Genomic DNA, 17762 nt, shown 5'->3' with positions numbered 1-17762 from the left:
GCATTACTCGTTTACTTGAACACCGCTTTCACTGCCTGTGAGTACTACATCGGCCCCGCGCATTGCAAACAAGCCATTGGTGACAACACCAACAATGTTATTCAACTGTCGTTCTAGCTCTACAGGATTCAGTATTTTCAGATTATGTACGTCTAGGATGACGTTACCATTGTCGGTCACCACACCTTGACGATACACTGGGTCGCCACCGAGTTTTACAATCTCCCTAGCGACGTATGAGCGCGCCATGGGGATAACCTCAACAGGTAATGGAAAGGCGCCTAATACGCCCACATTTTTGGTATCGTCGATGATACAGACGAACTTCTGTGCTACCGCTGCAACAATTTTCTCACGAGTTAGAGCCGCGCCCCCGCCTTTAATCATATGGCGATGTTCAGTGATTTCATCCGCGCCATCAACATACACTGACAGTTGGTCAACCGAGTTCAAATCAAATACTTCTATGCCTAACGCTTTTAAACGTTCTGTTGATGCATCTGAACTGGATACCGCACCGATTATATTATTCTTGATCGGCGCTAAGGCCTCAATGAAGTAATTGACAGTAGAGCCAGTACCAACGCCTATTATGGAGTCTTGCTCTACATATCGTACCGCTGCTTGGGCGACTGCTTTTTTCTTATCGTCTTGATTCATTATGTTCTTCTTTGGGTCATTTGATGCGTAAAGTATACCCAAGGTAATGTTAGAAGCCAGAACCCAATGAGCATTATGAACTGAAACGTACGGGCTGACCCTTAATCAACGAAAAAGACAAAAGCTAAGCGCAATACACGGTTAGGTGTGGCTATAGATATGCGATGGAGTGATAATTTTGTGCATGGGGATATCCCACTTTTCATTTTTTAAGCCGCTGCTCACTTTCTGGCAGTCGTGGGCCACCCCGTATATCTGCAAAGATATCTCATGACGTGTCACTGGGGCCAGCGTACGATCGTAAAAACCGCCTCCCATGCCTAATCGTTGGGCGCTGTCATCGAAGGCAACTAACGGAGTAAAAATAACATCAAGTTTTGTAATGGGGATAATGTCACAGGCGTTAAGCTTAGGTTCGAGTATGCCAAAGCGATTGGTCTGCATTTTACTGTTTTGTCGGTAGTGCACGAAAATCAAATGCCCTTTGCAAAAGGGGTGCAGCACGGGCAAGCAAACGGTTTTGCCCTTCAACCAAGCATCGTTAATTAATGGGTTTAATGCGATTTCGCCATCTTGCGCTAAATAACAGGCCACAACGTGGGCATGTTGATATTCAGTCATAGCGCTGCACTGCATCAAAAGTTGCTCGCTAGCAAAAGTCTGCTGAGCTTGGCTTAGGTTATTACGCGCTTGGCGAAAGTATCGTCGTAATTGATTGCGCTTATCAGGTACTGGCATGCTAATAAAAATTGAGGTTATGAGTAGGGAACATCATATTCAATCATCGCGCTTTTTGTCGGAGTTTTTGCTGCTTTATTGGATTTTTTATGGCGTTTGTTATCGGCAAAGAGACTGCACCGATACCGCACCTATATAGGTACAGTATCGTTAACACAGCCTAAGGCTTAGTAGGTGTCTAAATATAGCTTGGTTAGACGCTCTTTATCTACTTTAACTGCTACATCAATTTGCTGCGCCTCAAGCCAATGAGGGCTTGCAGTCGTGTTTTTAGGAGCAACGGTAGTTTGCCCTATGTTCAATGGGTCGGTAGACACACGTGCGTGACCACGAACAATTTCGAATAAGCTTGGGTCAACCAAATGTGCAATAGGCATTGCATCATGGAAGAAACACACACGCTCTTCACGGTTTTGCGAATAAAAGTCCATATAGAACTGCGCCGCGTCGTGAACAAATCCGCCTAACTTGGCATTGTTATCACGTAAACCTTCTAAAAATGCAGGATCAAAGGGCAGTGTCATTGTCACATCTAAACCGAACATGGTGAGGTTCCAGTCAGCAGCAAATACGATCTCTGCTGCGTACGCATCGTTCCAAATGTTGGCTTCAGCAACCGGTGTAACATTTCCTGGCACAAAAGCAGCGCCGCCCATAATAGACACACCTTTTAACAGCTTAGGCAGTTCAGGCTCTAAACGAAGCGCCAATGCCAAGTTGCCTAATGGGCCAATGGCAACGACGGTGATTTCACCTGGGTGCTGGCGTGCCATATCAACAATAAATTGCGCTGAGCTACGAGGGTCTAACGGGCGTTTTGACGGTTCAGGGCAAACGTTACCGAAGCCATCATCGCCATGAACGAAATGTGCATAAGTAGACTGAGGGCCAACCCATGGCATACCCACGCCTTTACATACTGGAATATCAACTCCGGCCATTTCGCACAGAGTAAGTGCGTTCTGGGCAGCCATTTCAACGGGTACATTGCCATAAACGGTCGTTAAACCAAGTACGTCAATATCTGGAGATTGAAAAGCGAAAAAGATCGCCATTGCATCGTCGATACCCGGATCGGTATCAAGAATAATTTTATGACTCATACAGTCCTCGTTGAATGTAATTTAACTATGGTGTTTGGCAAGAAAACGATTTACTTGGTCTTCATCCGGTATGGATTGCGCTGCCCCAACTTGGGTTACTGCTATGGCTGATGCTGCACATGCTCTGGTTAATGCAACTTTCGCTTCAGTATGCTCACTGTAAGCAGAAAGAAAGAACCCAATAAAGGTATCTCCAGCGGCCGTGGTGTCGACAGCGTCAACCACAAACGCATCAACTTCAATTCTGCGTCCGTTTTTGAGCATGCATACGCCCGCTTTACCTAATGTAATAATCACTTCACAGTCAGGCCAATTGGCTGCGAAATACTGCTCCATAGCATCAATGTCGCTATGTCCGGTAATTTCTTGGGCCTCTACCTCATTAACGATAAGCAAATCGATACAGTTAACAGGTAGCTGTTTGACGGATTCCGTCATAGGGGCGGGGTTAAACGCTACTTTTAAGCCCGCTTCTTTGGCTTGTTTAAGTACTTCGTCAATCGAACTGGTTTCATTTTGAGTTAACACCCAGTCACTTGATTTGGCGCCATCGAGTGCGAGCATCACATCCTTTGCGGTTATTTCATGATTTGCCCCGCCGAACAATACGATTGCGTTTTCACCTGATGGAGTAACTTGGATGATGGCATGGCCTGAAGGAGCTTCTGTGCACGCAACATACTTACAGTTGATGTTGTGCTTGATCATGATTTGCTTGAAGTTGGCATCCGATTCGTTAATGCGGCCAACGTGGCGCACATCTGCTCCAGCCTTCGCTAATGCAATAGATTGATTTGCACCTTTGCCGCCCAGTAAGCATTGATAATGCGTTGAGGCTAGGGTTTCACCAGGTTGCACGAAGTGCTCGACCTGATAAACATGGTCCACATTAATAGAACCAAAGTTAATAACAGCCATATAGCGTAATTCCGAAAGTTAATATCATTTTGGCGGTATTCTAACCGAGAAAATGCGTATATGTCCTAAATAAGTAACAAAATACGAGCCTTTTTTACTTTAGGAAGGCGAAAATTCGTTTCAATAGCGGCCTTTTTGAAACAAATGGTTCTTGGCTAACCATAAACAAGCGAACTGATACTGTTGCCCCATGTCCCCAAGGCCACCAAGCGAGCATAACATCTGGGCGTTCAGTTTCTTCAGAGTAATACAGCCGCTGTTTTTTGCTTAAAACAGCGTATTTACCCGCCAAGTGTTTCATTAGCATTGGCGCTTGTTTGATGTTCTTCGCATGCCACTCAACCGCATAGTGTTTTTTGACGATTGCATTGACTTGGTCTGCTTTGTCCGCAGAAAATTCAGCTAAAAGTGCGCGATTGAAGTCATCGTATTTCCATTTCACCACGCCGTTAAGTGCATCAACTATAACGGCACCTCGTTGGCGTATTACTGATTCTTGATTCATGAGAGCCACTTATAATCGCAATTGATGTAACACGTAATAATCTGCATATTTTTTCATCCTTGAATTCGAAATGCATTAGGCTAATGAAAATAAATATTCACTAAAAAATATTTATTTAATAAATATTCATAAAAAAGTGCAGGGAAGGGTGTCTCCCAAAATGCCGCTGTTCGGTGTTCGCCCGTGAACCGAAAGTTCAGGGCGGAAGTATCATCATTGCCGTAGGCGTCTCGATACGAGCCGAGCTTGCGCAATAGCGATGGAATCAACTTCCTAGGTAAAAAGCATCGGCCAGGGACATTACTGAACTGGCAAACATTCCAGGAGACATAGCACACACTCATAGTTGAGCACGTTTTGAACCAAAATCGTCAGCTTTTACCGCAAAAGCAGTAGTAATCGCGATTTCGGCGCCATTATAGTATGGGACGGGGGGCAGTTGTCCAATTTCATTTCAGCAAATGCTGAATTACTCCTGTGCTTAGCATGACCTGATTTGACCATGATGTTAGAATTACACCAATAACCAAATGGGATAACGCTTTGAATACTGAAGAACAAAAATACGAACAGATTACCGCCGCGCTTCAGCGCAACAATATTTTGGCCAGCGCCGCAGAAGTACAAGGCGTGTTTTGCGGCATGCTAGGCGGTGGAATGCCGTTAGAATCTCAAGATTGGGTTGAAGCCATTGCCGATTTTGTCAATCAGGGTGAGTCTTTGGCAAAGGACGTACAGTCATTACTCAACGAGTTGTACAACAAGACCTGTCAGCAACTGGTAGAAAGCGACTTTTCTTTGGTGTTGTGCTTACCTGATGATGCCGCCCCCATTAACGAACGTGGACAGGCACTATTAGAGTGGGTTCAAGGGTTTATGCTTGGCTTTGGTTTGCATCAAGACGATTTAACTAAATGCTCACCGGACGTTAAAGAAGCCTTAGAAGATTTCGCCGAAATCGCGCGTATGGACGAAGAAATGGCTGAAGGTGAAGAGTTCGAGCAGGCTCTATTTGAAGTGGTTGAATATGTGCGTGTAAGTGCAATGTTGTGCTTTAACGAACTGGGTAAGTCACCTGAAGAGCAGCAAAGCCAACCTAAGACGGTGCATTAAGCTTACGTGCCTATGATAGAGTTTGATAAAAACGAGTTTGCCCAGCGCCGACAGAAGCTGCTTAATAAGATGTTGCCCAATAGCATCTGTGTGGTGCCAAGTAGTGCTTTAGTGACGCGCAGCCGTGACACTGAGTTCCCGTTTCGACAAGATAGTTACTTCGCGTATTTGAGCGGCTTCCCAGAGCCGGAAGCCTATCTAGTACTCACCAACTCCTGTGATTATCCGAACGGCTTAAGTGTACTTTTTTGCCAAGGTAAAGATCCCAGCGTAGAAATGTGGCAGGGCAAACGCATCGGGCCGCGAAAAGCCAAGCGCGATTTTGGTTTTGATATTGCTTTTGACAACGAAGAGTTAGATGAGCGCCTACTTGAATTAATAAATGGCCACGAACAGTTGTATTTTGCCTTAGGTGCTAATCAAGAATGTGAAGAGCGCCTTTTAGAGTGCGTTGAACAGCTTCGTAATGCGCCAAAGCAAAGCCAGATGGCGCCTTCGAGTATTGTTGACCCTCGTGCGATTTTAGACGAGATGCGTTTATTTAAATCCCTGTACGAGCAAAAGATTATGCGCACGGCAGGGCAAATTAGCGCTCAAGCGCATATTCGCGCCATGAGGTTTGCTTACCCCGAGCGCTTTGAATACCAATTAGAAGCTGAACTTCACCACGAATTTGCTATGCAGGGGGCTAAGCACCCAGCGTATAGCACTATAGTGGGCAGTGGCGAAAATGCGTGTATTCTGCATTACACTGAAAACAGCGCTGAACTAAAAGAAGGTGAGCTCGTACTGATTGATGCAGGCTGTGAATTAAACGGATATGCCGCTGATATCACTCGTACCTTTCCAGTGTCAGGGCGTTTTTCACAGGCGCAGCGCCAATTATATCAACTGGTGCTTGACGCTCAGTTAGCCGCCCTTGAATGCATTAAACCTGGACGCACTATCAGTGAAGCAAGCGCGGCCGCAATAGACGTTATAACAGCCGGATTACTCGACTTGGGTTTACTTAAAGGTAGCTTGGCAGACAATATAACGGGCCAGCACTACCGCCCCTTTTTTATGCACGGTTTGAGTCATTGGCTTGGGCTTGATGTACATGACGTGGGTAATTACAAAGTCGCCGATAGAGATAGGCCGTTCGAAGCAGGAATGGTGCTAACGGTAGAGCCAGGCGTTTATGTAGCAAGTGATGCGCCTGTAGCCGAACATTGGCGCGGGATCGGCATCCGAATTGAAGATAATGTACTGATCACGGTTACTGGGCACGAGATATTAACCAAAGATGTGCCCAAAGGAATCTCAGAAATAGAAACGCTAATGGCTACTAAAACTGTTAGCTAATCCTTTTGGCGTTACGTTCACTTTTTAGGACAGCAATAAATGCAAAGTTATGATGTGGTTATCGTCGGTGGCGGAATAGTCGGTTTAACTGTTGCGCTCACATTGGCGAGCGGTGAGCTTAACGTAGCGATTATTGATGCGCAATCAGGTGACACCGCACTTGGCGATAAACCAGAGCTACGAGTCAGCACTTTTACCCTAGCGACCCAAACCGTAATGCAAAATTTAGGCGTTTGGCCTTTACTGGCGCAAGAGCGGCTGTGCGCTTATGAGCACATGTCGGTGTGGGATCAAGACAGTTTCGCCCATATTGGTTTTTCCCATAGCGAGGTAAAACAAGATTATCTTGGTCATGTAGTAGAAAATCAAAATTTAGCGCTAGCGTTGTGGGCGAAGGCGGAGCAAAGCCCTTACATCACGGTTTTGGCGCCAAACAAAGTCAGTAAAATGGTATTTGGCCAACAAGAAAGCTTCTTAACCCTAGATGATGACACCATGCTAACGGCTAGGCTGGTGGTCGGTGCTGATGGTGCTAACTCCATGGTGCGGCAAAAAGCCAATTTGCCGTTAACATTTTGGGATTACGAACATCATTCGATTGTTGCCACAATTAAAACCGAATTGCCACACGATAATACTGCTAGGCAGGTGTTTACCCCGAAAGGACCGTTAGCCTTTTTACCTTTGTGGGATGCGCATCATTGTTCAATTGTTTGGTCTCAGCAGGAGCCTGCCGCCACCGCACTACTCGCGTTAGATGATACCGCCTTTGAAAAAGCGCTTATGGCTGCGTTTGATATGCGTTTAGGCATATGTGAATTAGTCAGTGAGCGCAAAAGCTTCCCGTTAAAAATGCGGTACGCGCGCCAGTGGGTAACCGATAGAGTGGCGTTGGTTGGCGATGCCGCACACACTATTCACCCCTTAGCGGGTCAAGGTGCAAACCTAGGGATAATGGACGGGGTGGCCTTAGCCGAACAGGTGATCAAAATAGCCGAGCAAGGTAAGGATATTGGTTTAACCAAAAACTTACGTGAATATGAGCGCTGGCGCAAAACTGAAGCGGTGAAAATGATTGCTACCATGGAGTCATTCAAACGCTTATTTGATGGGGCAAACCCAGTGCAAAAGTGGGTGCGTGACGTCGGCCTTAGCACCATGAACCACTTGCCCAAAGCAAAACAGAAAATTGTTCAGCACGCGGTTGGACTTGGTGGTGAATTGCCCCACCTAGCGCAGAATAAACTGACAAGGAAGGCGTCTTAGGTTGAACACTCAGTAACAAGGAAGGTGCATTTATGACCCCAGCAATTAATTTACTCATTAAGCAAAAAGTGGCCCATGAAGTGTTGCAATATGAACATGACGCCAGTGCAGAATCTTTCGGTTTAGAAGCCGCCGAAAAGCTCAACCTTGCGCCTAATTTGGTCCACAAAACACTCGTTGTAAAGCTAGACTCGCAAACCTTGTGCGTCGCTATTTTACCTGTAGAGCGTATGTTGAGCATGAAGCTTCTGGCCAAAGCTGCTGGGGCGAAAAAAGCCCAAATGGCGGATAAAACCGAAGTCGAGCGAGTAACAGGCTATGTGCTTGGCGGAGTCAGTCCGTTAGGCCAAAAGAAGCGATTGACGACAATGATCGATGAATCCGCTAAAGGGTTAACAAATATGTACGTCAGTGCGGGTAAACGTGGCCTAGAGATTAATATAGCACCTCAAGCACTTACCCAACTGCTATCCGCTCGGTTTGCTGCGCTTTGTCAGTAATGTGCACCGCAGCGTCAGTAATGCGCTCTGCTGTGTTAGTAATATGCTCCGCTGTCAGTAACTAGCATTGTCAGTAAAAAGTCCTCAAGGCGCGAATATGAAAATTGAATACGAGGAAGGCAGCCTCAGTGACATTTTGCTCGTGAATGCTCAAATCCCTGAGTTTGATAGGCATATCACTCAGGCTAAATTACAGCTAAGGCTGAATGATAGGGCGCATTTGTTATTAGTGGCGAAAGTAAATGGTGGTGCGGTTGGTTATAAACTTGGTTATGCATTATCTTCAAGGGGCTTTTATAGCTGGTTAGGCGCGGTTGTACCCGCCTATCGTAAAATGGGTATTGCGTCTTCATTACGCCAGCAGCAAGAAGATTGGGCACTCAAGTCAGGTTATGAATATATTGAAGTTAAATCTATGAATCGTTACCCCGCGATGCTGCAGTTACTTATCGGCAGTGGATACCAAATCGTCGGTTATGAAAAAAGCGGTGATGTAAATGAGGGTAAAATTTGCTTCCGCAAGATATTGTGTAATTTATGAGGTGAAGGAGCTGTGCTCGATATCATCGATAGTGTAGATAATGAGATACTCTCATATACGAAGTTCACGTCTTTTCATCGCTTATAGCCGATACTTCAATACAGCTAGATACATTACCTCACACTTTTTCACTCGCGTGCTAGGCATGTGGCATGCTACCTTAGACGGATGAAATCTTAGCTAATGGTATTCTTTCTTAGAGGATAAATATTCATAGTGTGATCTTTTTGTAACACCCTCCAAACACGTTGGGTTAATATTTAACCCTAACTCCATGACTTTTCTTTTGTAGGAGCCATATGAGCGAATTAATCCCAGTTTTTATTTTCTTTTTTGCCGTTATCGATCCCATTGGTAGTGTTCCCGTCTTTATTGCAACCACCACAGGTTTTGATGCCAAAGCCAAACGCCATATTGCTTTTAAGGCAATCATTGCAGCGACGGGGATATTGCTCTTTTTTATCGTCGCAGGTGAATACATCTTATCTGCTATGGGGATCCCACTCTCGGCATTTGAAATCGCGGGAGGGATTGTATTGTTCTTGTTCGCACTGACGATGATTTTCGGCGAAGGTAAAGCAAGTAATGAGTTACGCATGGCCAAGTCGATGACTGAAACGGCTATTTTCCCCCTAGCAGTGCCGTCTATTGCCAGCCCGGGCGCTATGTTAGCGGCGGTAATGCTGACTGAAAATGATCGATACACCTTGGCCGAGCAGGCAACGACCACAGGGGTGATGCTAACCGTGCTCGTCATTACCTTAATTTTACTGATAGCAGCAGCGCCTATTCATCGTGTTATCGGTAATGGTGGCGCGAATATCGTCAGCCGCGTTATGGGACTCATTTTGGCATCGCTGGCAACGGCCAGTATCTTAGAAGGAATTAATACGTATTTCTCTTTGTAGTTGAGCCACCCACTTTATTTTACCTAAATGACGCGTTCCGCCGTTTACTAAGATGACCTCTAGTTAGATTAACGTAAACGGCGTATTAGCCATAGTGCACTGAGCAGAAGAACCAACATAGCGAACGGTGCGCCTTTATTCAGTGTGACGTTACGGGGGCGCAAATTTGTTTTTGCCGAAGCGTCTGCCACCCTATGACTCGCCCAGTGCTTAGCTGCTTGCTGGGCTGCAAGCCATGAATCTAGTGAATACACATATCGGTATTGCTGTGCGGTAATAGCATTACTTACTCCTCTTGTAATCTTGGTGCTATTAGGCTGACTATCCTGTGGTGTTGAAGCCGATATACGATGCCAACCCGACGATTCAGGCCAATAATGGGCGCACGCGATGTTAGGTTGCTCAGGGCGTTGGTTTAAAATCAAAGGTTGCTGCTCAAGCTCGTTACTTGGCCTTTGAACGTAATCCATTGAGACTTCAAAATTGTGGTTCTTACTCGCGATACGCAAACACGCGTCGCCGTGGCTTCGCTCAAATACCGGCCCTGAAGTGGGCTCGTTTAGCCAATAATTCGCGCTTGAATTGCGCGCAATGTGTTCTATGAGGTAATGCCACAGCCGCTCATATTCTCCGTTTGTTTGATTTAACTTCCACTCATAGGTGCGGGGCAATAAGGTAACAGCAACTTGGCCTAACCCCTGGGAATGACGATTGACTAGCGATCGACCGTTTGGCGCTACCAGTAATGTTTCAGCTTCTTCATCATCAAATCTGAATGCCCCAACACGTAAGGTTAAATCAGTCGGTGCGGGCAGGGCTTGCGCTGCTCGAAGCACAAACTGCTTGGGGTAGACGATCGTAAACTCATCGGCAGCTTGTTTATCTTCGCGCAATACTGGTAAATTCAAGCGCTTTGTTAGGTCTCTTGTATCCTCTGAAACCAAATTACTATCTGCGAACAGGAAGAGGCCTAGGCCGCCCTCTACCGCTTGCTGTAAACGCAGCGTTTGGTCCTTTGACAAATTGCTCAAACCTCGGCCATCCATAAACAGAATATCAATGCCAGCTAACGTCTCTGCTGGGTAAAAATGGTCATCCTGTTGAATTGGGGTAACTGTGCTAGCGTCTGGCGTAGGTTGGTTAATATATTGGCGTAGATAAGCGTCTTGGCTTATTTGAGTGGTGACAGTAACGGCGTTACCGGACGCACTAATCCATTCCTTTAAGTGTTTGGTTTCAAAAGAGGGGGCTGATTGCCAAATCGCTGTGCGCAGCGCAGTGTTGATTTGTGCAGAGCTCAATGGTGCGCTCAGTGAGTCATTCTGGCTAACCGATAGAGCAATATCGTTTTCTTCTAACAAGGCATTGCTGCTTTTATCACGCAGCCGTAAAGGGTAGCGCCATTGGCCAGCAGCTTTAGGGTGAGTCACTAAGCTAAACGCTTCGCCCCGTCTTAATGATATTTCTTGTTCAACTTCGCCGCTTGGACTGACTAATTGCAAAATATAGGATTTTACGCCGCTTGGCGCTTCATCATCCTCATTTGCCTCGCTGTCGCTTTCACCAGATAGCGCACCGCGAATGTGTAATGCCTGCCCAATTTGTAGCTGTTTCTGCCATGATATATTCACAATGCCTAGGGTTTCAGCGCTTGGCATAAACGTGACTCCCAGCTTGCTGTTTTCAGGCGTACCCCAGTTATCCGTTGCTAAAAATAATGTTTGCCACTGAGCTGGGCTAAGCCCGTCCCCGAGTACGACTAGTTCAGTCATATCTCCAATGGCATGCGCCAATAAAGAAGGGGAAGGTATGTGCTGGGCATCATCAAGCTGTAGCTCACTTTTTAAATCGAGCCAACGATGTGTATATTTTCCATAAGAATGCTGCTGGATCTGGTTTTCAAACGTTGCAAGCATCTCTGGGGTAGTGCCTTTTGTCACTAAAACTGCGCGCTCAATGTGCGTGGTACTGTTTTTAATATCGAGCACAGTGGCGAGCAACGCCGCAAACGCCAATGTATTAATGCAAACTAGAGCTATTGCCATAGGTGCGCTGGCACGCGCTGCTTGGCTATTCAAACTTAGGGAGCCCCGGAGCATCAAAACGCTACTGGTTAGCCAAGCCGTGATTAACACGACACCGAGCACAACACATAAAAGCAAGGGCATACCCTGAGGTGTGGCAAGTGTGTAGGTGCCTACCTGGGCTAATGTCCAGCTCATTGAGTCTGCTGCTCCAATCTAAATTGGGTGAACTGCTTTATCGCAGGTTGTGTGTTTGTGTATGGTTTAGCTGGCGGTTGGGCTTGATAACGGGCTGGCGGTAACACACGCCAGAGCTGTGCGATTACGGTATCTACACATGAGTGGCATTGACGAGGCACTCTTTGGTTACTGCGCTGAATTTGCGCCAAAGCACTAAGCGCTTCAATCACTTCTGGGTTGCTATCTAGCAGGGTATTTAGCAGAGCATCGACTTTGTGCAGTGTTTCTTGTTCCTCTGGGGTGAATGCAATATTGGGTTTTAATGTGGCATTTAACATCAAGATTGCCTTGTTTATTATTAGCACGTCCGTTTCATCTTCAATGATAGGTGTGTTCAATACGTTGTTTTCGATGTCTGTTAGCTCACCTTGGTAGCGGCGTTTTTCAGTCACTGGAGGCGGCTCAAACCCAAGACGTTTGACATAAATGCGTTCGGCTTTTTTAGCCCGATTTAGCCAAATTAAAGCTTGTTCTTCATAGGGTAGGGCATCTTGTGGGCGGTTTAAGCGTAACTGACTTTCTGCTTGCCACATATGCCCGATAGCTCGCTTCATCATCACTCTTGGGTTTTGCTCAATTCCCCCTTGGGTTTTGAAAATCGCGACATCGGTTTCACCATGAGCATGGCCAAATTGCTCAATAGCCGCTTGATAGCCTGATTTATCTTCCGTGCTGTCATCCTCACCTTCGTGTTGATGTCCAGCATGCTCCTCAGCCGCGTGTTCATCGTCCTCGTCGTGGTGTTCAAGGTGTTCATGTTCTTCACTTGAAGCGTGCTCGTCATGCTTTTCATCGTGTTTTTGGCTGTCACCATCTTCCATTGAGCGCGTGATCCCACTGACTTCATCCCCAACAAACTGACCGTATTTGTGTTTCAAATCAGCCTGTGCCACTCCTAATGCTTGTGAGGTGTGATTAAACTGTTGCTCGGTTACTTCAGACTGTTGTGCAATAAGCGCTTTGGTGTCGATAATAATTTGTCGCTGGCTTTTAAAATAGGCGGGCATGTTACTAATCACAGTGCCTTCACTGAACACTGTGGCTACGTCTTCATCTAACCAGCGAATAATTTTTGTCGAAGACTGTGTGAGTTGAGGCTGACCTTTGCGGTTATCCCACGCTTTGACGCTGAAATACAGTTCGTCACCTGACTCCATGCCCAGTGCAGACAAATTCCACTCTTTGCTATACAGCTGCGTACCGTCAACGTTATCAGTGTTATCCACGCTGCTGACCGTATCGAAGCTAAACACGCTATCGCGAAATTTAACGGCCTCCCCAGAGCCTTTCGCTACCGAAGCTAAAATCTCCACTTTACTCAACCCAAAATCATCACTGATTTCAACTTGGGTGCGAAGCGTCGGTTCAAAGCTTTCGGTTGTTGTTTGAATTTCAGTAATGGTTGCTTGAGGCGTTAAAAAGACGATTTCAGGGGGGGTATCTGCAATCACCTTAATGCTATGCAGTGCAATAATACGTTGCTGGTGATCCAAAACTTGATAAATTGATGAGCGGTGGATCACTTTGCTAAGCGTGTAGCGGCCATCAGGCATAAGGGTTAAAGGTAAATTCTCGTCGTTCAATTGCAGTGAATAGTGCTGACTTTCTGGGGGATTTTGAGACGAAAACGTCAATTGCCAACGCACCTCGCTACCTGCAAGTATCTGCGCATCTAAGGGCTGAGGTTGTTTGCTTTGGTAACCATGAAGACCAATTGCATAGGCGGGCGGGTCTACTGTGACGTTTGCATCAATGATTTGAGCCACAGCAGGCGGGCGATGTTCATCGATTTTATCCGTTATGTTCGGGATGCTTGCGTTTGGCGCCGTTTGTATTTGTTTAACATCCCACAGAAAGTACCAAATAGATAAGCAAAACAGCGCTGTGATCACATTGGCCATTAAGGCGGGTTTCAAAGGATAGTGGGGTACCAGATCTACCTGCGTATTTTCATGCAATTGGACCAATGCTCGTGCCGTACGCAGATATTGTAATCGTCGCAGCACTGTCGGGGCTTCCTGATTGCTTTCAAGTAATAGCTCGCAGCTTTCCTCGAGTGAAGGGTAGCGGCGGTTAAGATCCTTAGCTAAATTGCTCAGGGTAATTGCGCGGTATGAGGGGCGATAGAAAGCAAATACCGCACACACACTGACCGCCATGAATATGATCACAATGGCTATCGCAGATAGCTGGGAAAATACTACTGCTAGGAGCACTGCTATCAACATGAGAAGGGGGCAGCATTGCAACAGATGTTGAAGCAGTTTTCGCCTTTTGCTTCTATTCAAAAGGGCTTGCAGCGTGCTTTTTCCCTGTGCTGGTGTTTCTTGGTCGAATACGTCTGTTGATTGCGCCATCAGCTGGCTGCACCTTTGGGTAACGACTTTCCACGGTATTCGCTCAATACGCGCTCAAGGCAAAAAGCGCAGACAAGTAAGCTCAGCAACCAATAATAAATGTGCTGGTCTCTTTGAGGGTTTAGCGGTGAAGTTAACTGTTGACCGGATAACTGTTGACCGGATAAGTGTTGACTGGCCGTACTTGACGCATCCTGCGAGGCTATCTGAGCTTTAACCACTGTCCCTTGTGTGATGTATTGTTGCTGATAAAGCGCCTGATTCAACACGTTATCCAAGGTGTAGGGGAAGTCCGCTTGTGTTACCCAATTCGTCCAGCTTGGTTCGAATCGACTATAAAACGTCAAAATTTGACCGCCTTTATCCTCATTATTTAAGGTGTCTTTTTGCTGTGTTTCGGCTCTGCTTAATAGGGGCTGCTTATCAGCTGTTTGCCATACTACTTTAATTTCACCGTTGTTCATTTTGCTGGCTAGAAATGCAGGCTGACCTATTTTTTTAATAAACACATTGTCGCTTTCAGAGTTAGGTAAAAAATAGCGGCCCCTGCTTACTATCTGCTTTGTAGCGGTTATAAACAGCTGACCGCCTTCTTGAACATATTGCTCCATCGCCTTTGCTAAGTTCGCGCTTGGGGCGGTGTCATCTAGGTAAAATATCCATGCGTACTGTTTAAGTTGAGCCGCTTTAATCGTTGATGTTGTTAATGATGTATCTACTGCAATTTCACGGTTTTTTTCAGTGTTTAAGGCGTCAAATGCCGCTCTTAGGTATCGTGTTTGTATTTGGTTTTTTGCGGAAGATAGCAGTAATACACTGGATTTTAGTGGCGTGTTCTCGCTGTTTTTAATCTGTACTATGTGCCAATCCACTGAGTCATACATGACAGGTCTATCACCATTAAATTGGGATAATCGGTCAGTGGTAAATACATGCACGTTATTTGGCGTTATCGATGGATGTAAAAACATGAAGTCAGCCACTTTTTGCCAAATCGATAAAGGGGCTTTTGCTTCCGTGTCTTTTTGTGTGCCGTTGCCATTTGCTGAAACGAGTTTGTTTAGTAAACCTGCTGTTAAGAGGGCTTTGTCGTCTAACGCCTCGTTTTGTCTTTGACTCAATAGGATTAATCGACTGGAGGTATTGCTCTGCGCTTGGTTAAAGGCGTCTAACAAGGTTTGTTTATCATTGTCTTGAGCTGATAGTAGCCAATCTTGACTGACTAAAAAGTAGTGCGTTTCACTGTCATCTTCTGTTTGCTTGATGCACTGAGCTAACAACAAACTCAGTAGCACTAAAATGGCCATCCGTAACAACAGTAATAACCATTGGCTGAGGCGCAGGGCATTAGGCACAATGCTTTGCCTGACGGGAATAAGTGCGTATTGGGCAAAAGAGATGAGCGGCGCTTTGCTTTTGCTGAAAAAATGAATGCCGATAGGGATCGCCACAGTTAGCATGCCTAATAACCACAAAGGGGACAGCAGCGTATTGCTCAGTGCGCTAAATATGCCCTCCATGCTCATTTAACCCGTGAACGAGACGTTAGGTAGGCGTACACGCTTTTGTCTAATGGCTCGTCGATATTAGCCCTAAAAAGCGCGATGTTTTGCTGCGTCAGTCGCTCTTTTAAGTCAGATTGATATTGCTTGAACGCTGCTAAATATTGCGTCTTTACTTCTGAGCTCGATACCAGACGCTGTTCCTGCGTTTCTGGGTTTTCGACTCTTATAGGCCCTTTATAAGGGAAGATAAGCTCATCATCGCAGACGAGTTGCATAGCTACCACTTCATTGTGGCCGTAATTCAATGGTTGAATGAACTCTAAAATTTCTTGGTTGTGTTGTATAAAATCACTGAGCACAAAGATCAAACCCTGAGGGTGCACCTTGCCTAGCTGGCGCTCAAGACTCGCTCTGCTGGGAAATTGTTTACCAACCGTTAATTGGCTTAGGGTTAGCATTAATTTGTGCCAATGTTGCTGGCCTGTACCACAGGGCAAAAAGTCGATGTGTTGATCTGATAACCCGATGAGCCCCACGGAGTCACCTTGCTGCTGTGCAATATAAGCAATGGTGGCCAGAAAGTAGCGGGCGTAATCTAGCTTGTGCCAGCCATTTTTCGTTTTGCTGGCGGCAGATTGTTGCAGCATAGACAGGCTGGCATCCAGTACTAACCAAATCTGGGTATCACTTTCACGTTCAGCTTCACGAACAAAATATTTGTCTGAGCGTGCGAATAGTTTCCAATCCACTTTGCCCAGTTCATCCCCAGGCTCATAGCTGCGATATTGACTGAATTCGATGCCCGATCCCTTTTGTACACTGGTGTGTTGGCCATGCAATACGCCATCGGCCACGGTTTTTGCGACTAAGGGCATATCTTTCACGCGAGAAAGCGTAAGCGGGTCAATCCATTGTTGCATGTTTAACCCACGCGACTTGATGAAGCGTTCGATGTTAACGGGCTTTTAGGGCGCGGGGTATTCTTGAGCAAATTGTCTATGACCCCGTCAGTGTCCATATTTTGCGCCTGAGCTTGGAAGTTAAGCAATATGCGATGACGCAGCACACCGTGGGCCACCTTGTGAATATCGTCTAAGGTCACGGCAAATCGCTCATTGAGCAAAGCATTCGCTTTGGCGCACAACACCAAAGCTTGACCCGCGCGGGGGCCAGCACCCCAGCGCACAAAGTCTTTAACACTTTGGTTGCTCGTGCTGTCTGGGCGGGTATTGCGCGTAAGCTCACTGATGTATGTTAATAATTCGCCAGAGATATCCACTTGGCGCACTAAGCCCTGTAAGGTCAGAATATCTTGGGTATGCAGTACCTCATTTAACGTGACCTGTTGAGTACCAGTGGTGCGCGCTAAAATTTCGATTTCTTCTTCAGCGCTGGGGTAACCGACCCGCACAAACATTAAGAAACGATCAAGCTGAGCTTCCGGCAAAGCATACGTGCCAGACTGTTCTACTGGATTTTGCGTGGCCAATACGAAAAAGGGCTTCGGCAGCGGGTAAATACTCCCCGCGTAGCTGATGGTGCGCTCTTGCATGGCTTCAAGTAATGCAGCCTGAGTTTTTGGCGGTGTACGGTTAATTTCATCTGCCAATAAAATATTGGTAAATACAGGACCTTGCTTAAACTTAAAAAAACGCTCGCCGCTGTCGTGGTCAGTCTCCAGTATTTCTGTGCCTATAATGTCGCTGGGCATTAAATCAGGCGTGAATTGAATACGCTTGTAATCTAGCTCTAAGGTTTTCGCTAATGAACTGACCATCAGCGTTTTGGCTAAACCAGGCGCGCCTTCGAGCAAGCAATGACCTCCGGCTAACATGGCAACTAGCAATTGCTGCACGACCTCTCGTTGGCCGACAATGACCCGGGCGAGTTCATCGCTGACATCAGCAAGCTTGCTCAGTAACTGTAAAACCTCTTGCTCAGATGGTCCGTGGTTCTGCTGATAAGGGAAACTGTTTGTGGTGCTCATGGTCATATTGCCTTTATTCTTATGGATAGTTTGGGCGCTTTATTGCCTTTATG

The 17762-nt window shown here is 46.2% G+C and carries 16 protein-coding genes and 1 other RNA gene; 6 read left to right on the top strand and 11 right to left on the bottom strand.

Going from position 1 to position 17762, the window contains the following annotated elements; all coding sequences use genetic code 11:
• Positions 1-3: 3 nt before the first annotated feature.
• The 6 genes from rpiA to ssrS all read right to left on the bottom strand — a co-directional run bounded on the left by rpiA (position 4) and on the right by ssrS (position 4254).
• Positions 4-660 (bottom strand): ribose-5-phosphate isomerase RpiA, encoded by a 657-nt coding sequence (gene rpiA, locus AC0VYA_RS17705; RefSeq protein ID WP_475489144.1) that lies wholly within the window; start codon positions 658-660, stop codon positions 4-6.
• 141 nt (positions 661-801) lie between these two features.
• Positions 802-1398 carry a 5-formyltetrahydrofolate cyclo-ligase gene (locus tag AC0VYA_RS17700; RefSeq protein WP_475489143.1) on the bottom strand — a complete coding sequence of 199 codons (597 nt, stop codon included), beginning with the start codon at positions 1396-1398 and terminating at the stop codon, positions 802-804.
• 167 nt (positions 1399-1565) lie between these two features.
• Complete coding sequence (locus AC0VYA_RS17695) at positions 1566-2501, bottom strand: nucleoside hydrolase (protein ID WP_475489142.1); 936 nt, start codon at positions 2499-2501, stop codon at positions 1566-1568.
• 21 nt (positions 2502-2522) lie between these two features.
• The gene (locus AC0VYA_RS17690) at positions 2523-3419 is read right to left on the bottom strand and encodes a ribokinase (RefSeq protein WP_011576235.1); all 897 of its coding nucleotides are present in this window, start codon (positions 3417-3419) and stop codon (positions 2523-2525) included.
• Between the two features lie 94 nt (positions 3420-3513).
• Complete coding sequence (locus tag AC0VYA_RS17685) at positions 3514-3924, bottom strand: hypothetical protein (protein WP_011576234.1); 411 nt, start codon at positions 3922-3924, stop codon at positions 3514-3516.
• Positions 3925-4072: 148 nt separating this feature from the next.
• Positions 4073-4254, bottom strand: a non-coding RNA gene (gene ssrS, locus AC0VYA_RS17680) — 6S RNA.
• 213 nt (positions 4255-4467) lie between these two features.
• On the opposite strand from ssrS, the gene AC0VYA_RS17675 reads away from it, so the two are divergent.
• The 6 genes from AC0VYA_RS17675 (at position 4468) to AC0VYA_RS17650 (ending at position 9596) form a co-directional block, all read left to right on the top strand.
• Positions 4468-5037 (top strand): UPF0149 family protein, encoded by a 570-nt coding sequence (locus AC0VYA_RS17675; RefSeq protein ID WP_475489141.1) that lies wholly within the window; start codon positions 4468-4470, stop codon positions 5035-5037.
• Positions 5038-5049: 12 nt separating this feature from the next.
• Entirely contained in the window at positions 5050-6381 is a 1332-nt protein-coding gene (gene pepP, locus AC0VYA_RS17670) for a Xaa-Pro aminopeptidase (RefSeq protein WP_475489140.1), read from the top strand.
• 39 nt (positions 6382-6420) lie between these two features.
• Positions 6421-7647: an FAD-dependent monooxygenase gene (locus AC0VYA_RS17665; RefSeq protein WP_475489139.1), complete on the top strand. Its 1227-nt coding sequence runs from the start codon at positions 6421-6423 to the stop codon at positions 7645-7647.
• Positions 7648-7679: 32 nt separating this feature from the next.
• Positions 7680-8147, top strand: coding sequence for a Cys-tRNA(Pro) deacylase (gene ybaK, locus AC0VYA_RS17660; RefSeq protein ID WP_475489138.1), 468 nt, complete (start codon positions 7680-7682; stop codon positions 8145-8147).
• 97 nt (positions 8148-8244) lie between these two features.
• On the top strand, positions 8245-8688 hold the full coding sequence (locus AC0VYA_RS17655; RefSeq protein ID WP_475489137.1) for a GNAT family N-acetyltransferase: 444 nt from the start codon (positions 8245-8247) through the stop codon (positions 8686-8688).
• Between the two features lie 299 nt (positions 8689-8987).
• Positions 8988-9596, top strand: coding sequence for a MarC family protein (locus AC0VYA_RS17650; protein ID WP_011576228.1), 609 nt, complete (start codon positions 8988-8990; stop codon positions 9594-9596).
• A gap of 68 nt (positions 9597-9664) precedes the next feature.
• Here AC0VYA_RS17650 and AC0VYA_RS17645 read toward each other — a convergent pair whose 3' ends face one another.
• The 5 genes from AC0VYA_RS17645 to AC0VYA_RS17625 are packed head-to-tail and all read right to left on the bottom strand — an operon-like array spanning position 9665 to position 17709.
• A complete protein-coding gene (locus AC0VYA_RS17645) occupies positions 9665-11818 on the bottom strand; it encodes a hypothetical protein (protein WP_475489136.1) in 2154 nt (717 codons plus the stop codon).
• Positions 11815-14217, bottom strand: coding sequence for a DUF4175 domain-containing protein (locus AC0VYA_RS17640; RefSeq protein ID WP_475489135.1), 2403 nt, complete (start codon positions 14215-14217; stop codon positions 11815-11817). Before AC0VYA_RS17640 ends, AC0VYA_RS17645 begins: the two co-directional genes overlap by 4 nt.
• A complete protein-coding gene (locus AC0VYA_RS17635) occupies positions 14217-15737 on the bottom strand; it encodes a BatA domain-containing protein (protein WP_475489134.1) in 1521 nt (506 codons plus the stop codon). Before AC0VYA_RS17635 ends, AC0VYA_RS17640 begins: the two co-directional genes overlap by 1 nt.
• A 2-nt stretch (positions 15738-15739) precedes the next feature.
• The gene (locus AC0VYA_RS17630; protein ID WP_475489133.1) at positions 15740-16642 is read right to left on the bottom strand and encodes a DUF58 domain-containing protein; all 903 of its coding nucleotides are present in this window, start codon (positions 16640-16642) and stop codon (positions 15740-15742) included.
• 2 nt (positions 16643-16644) lie between these two features.
• A complete protein-coding gene (locus AC0VYA_RS17625) occupies positions 16645-17709 on the bottom strand; it encodes an AAA family ATPase (protein WP_475489132.1) in 1065 nt (354 codons plus the stop codon).
• Between the last annotated feature and the right edge of the window lie 53 nt (positions 17710-17762).

The organism is Paraglaciecola sp. QJM3NY_14 (assembly GCF_056173245.1).
This window is presented reverse-complemented; position numbering and strand designations above follow the sequence as displayed.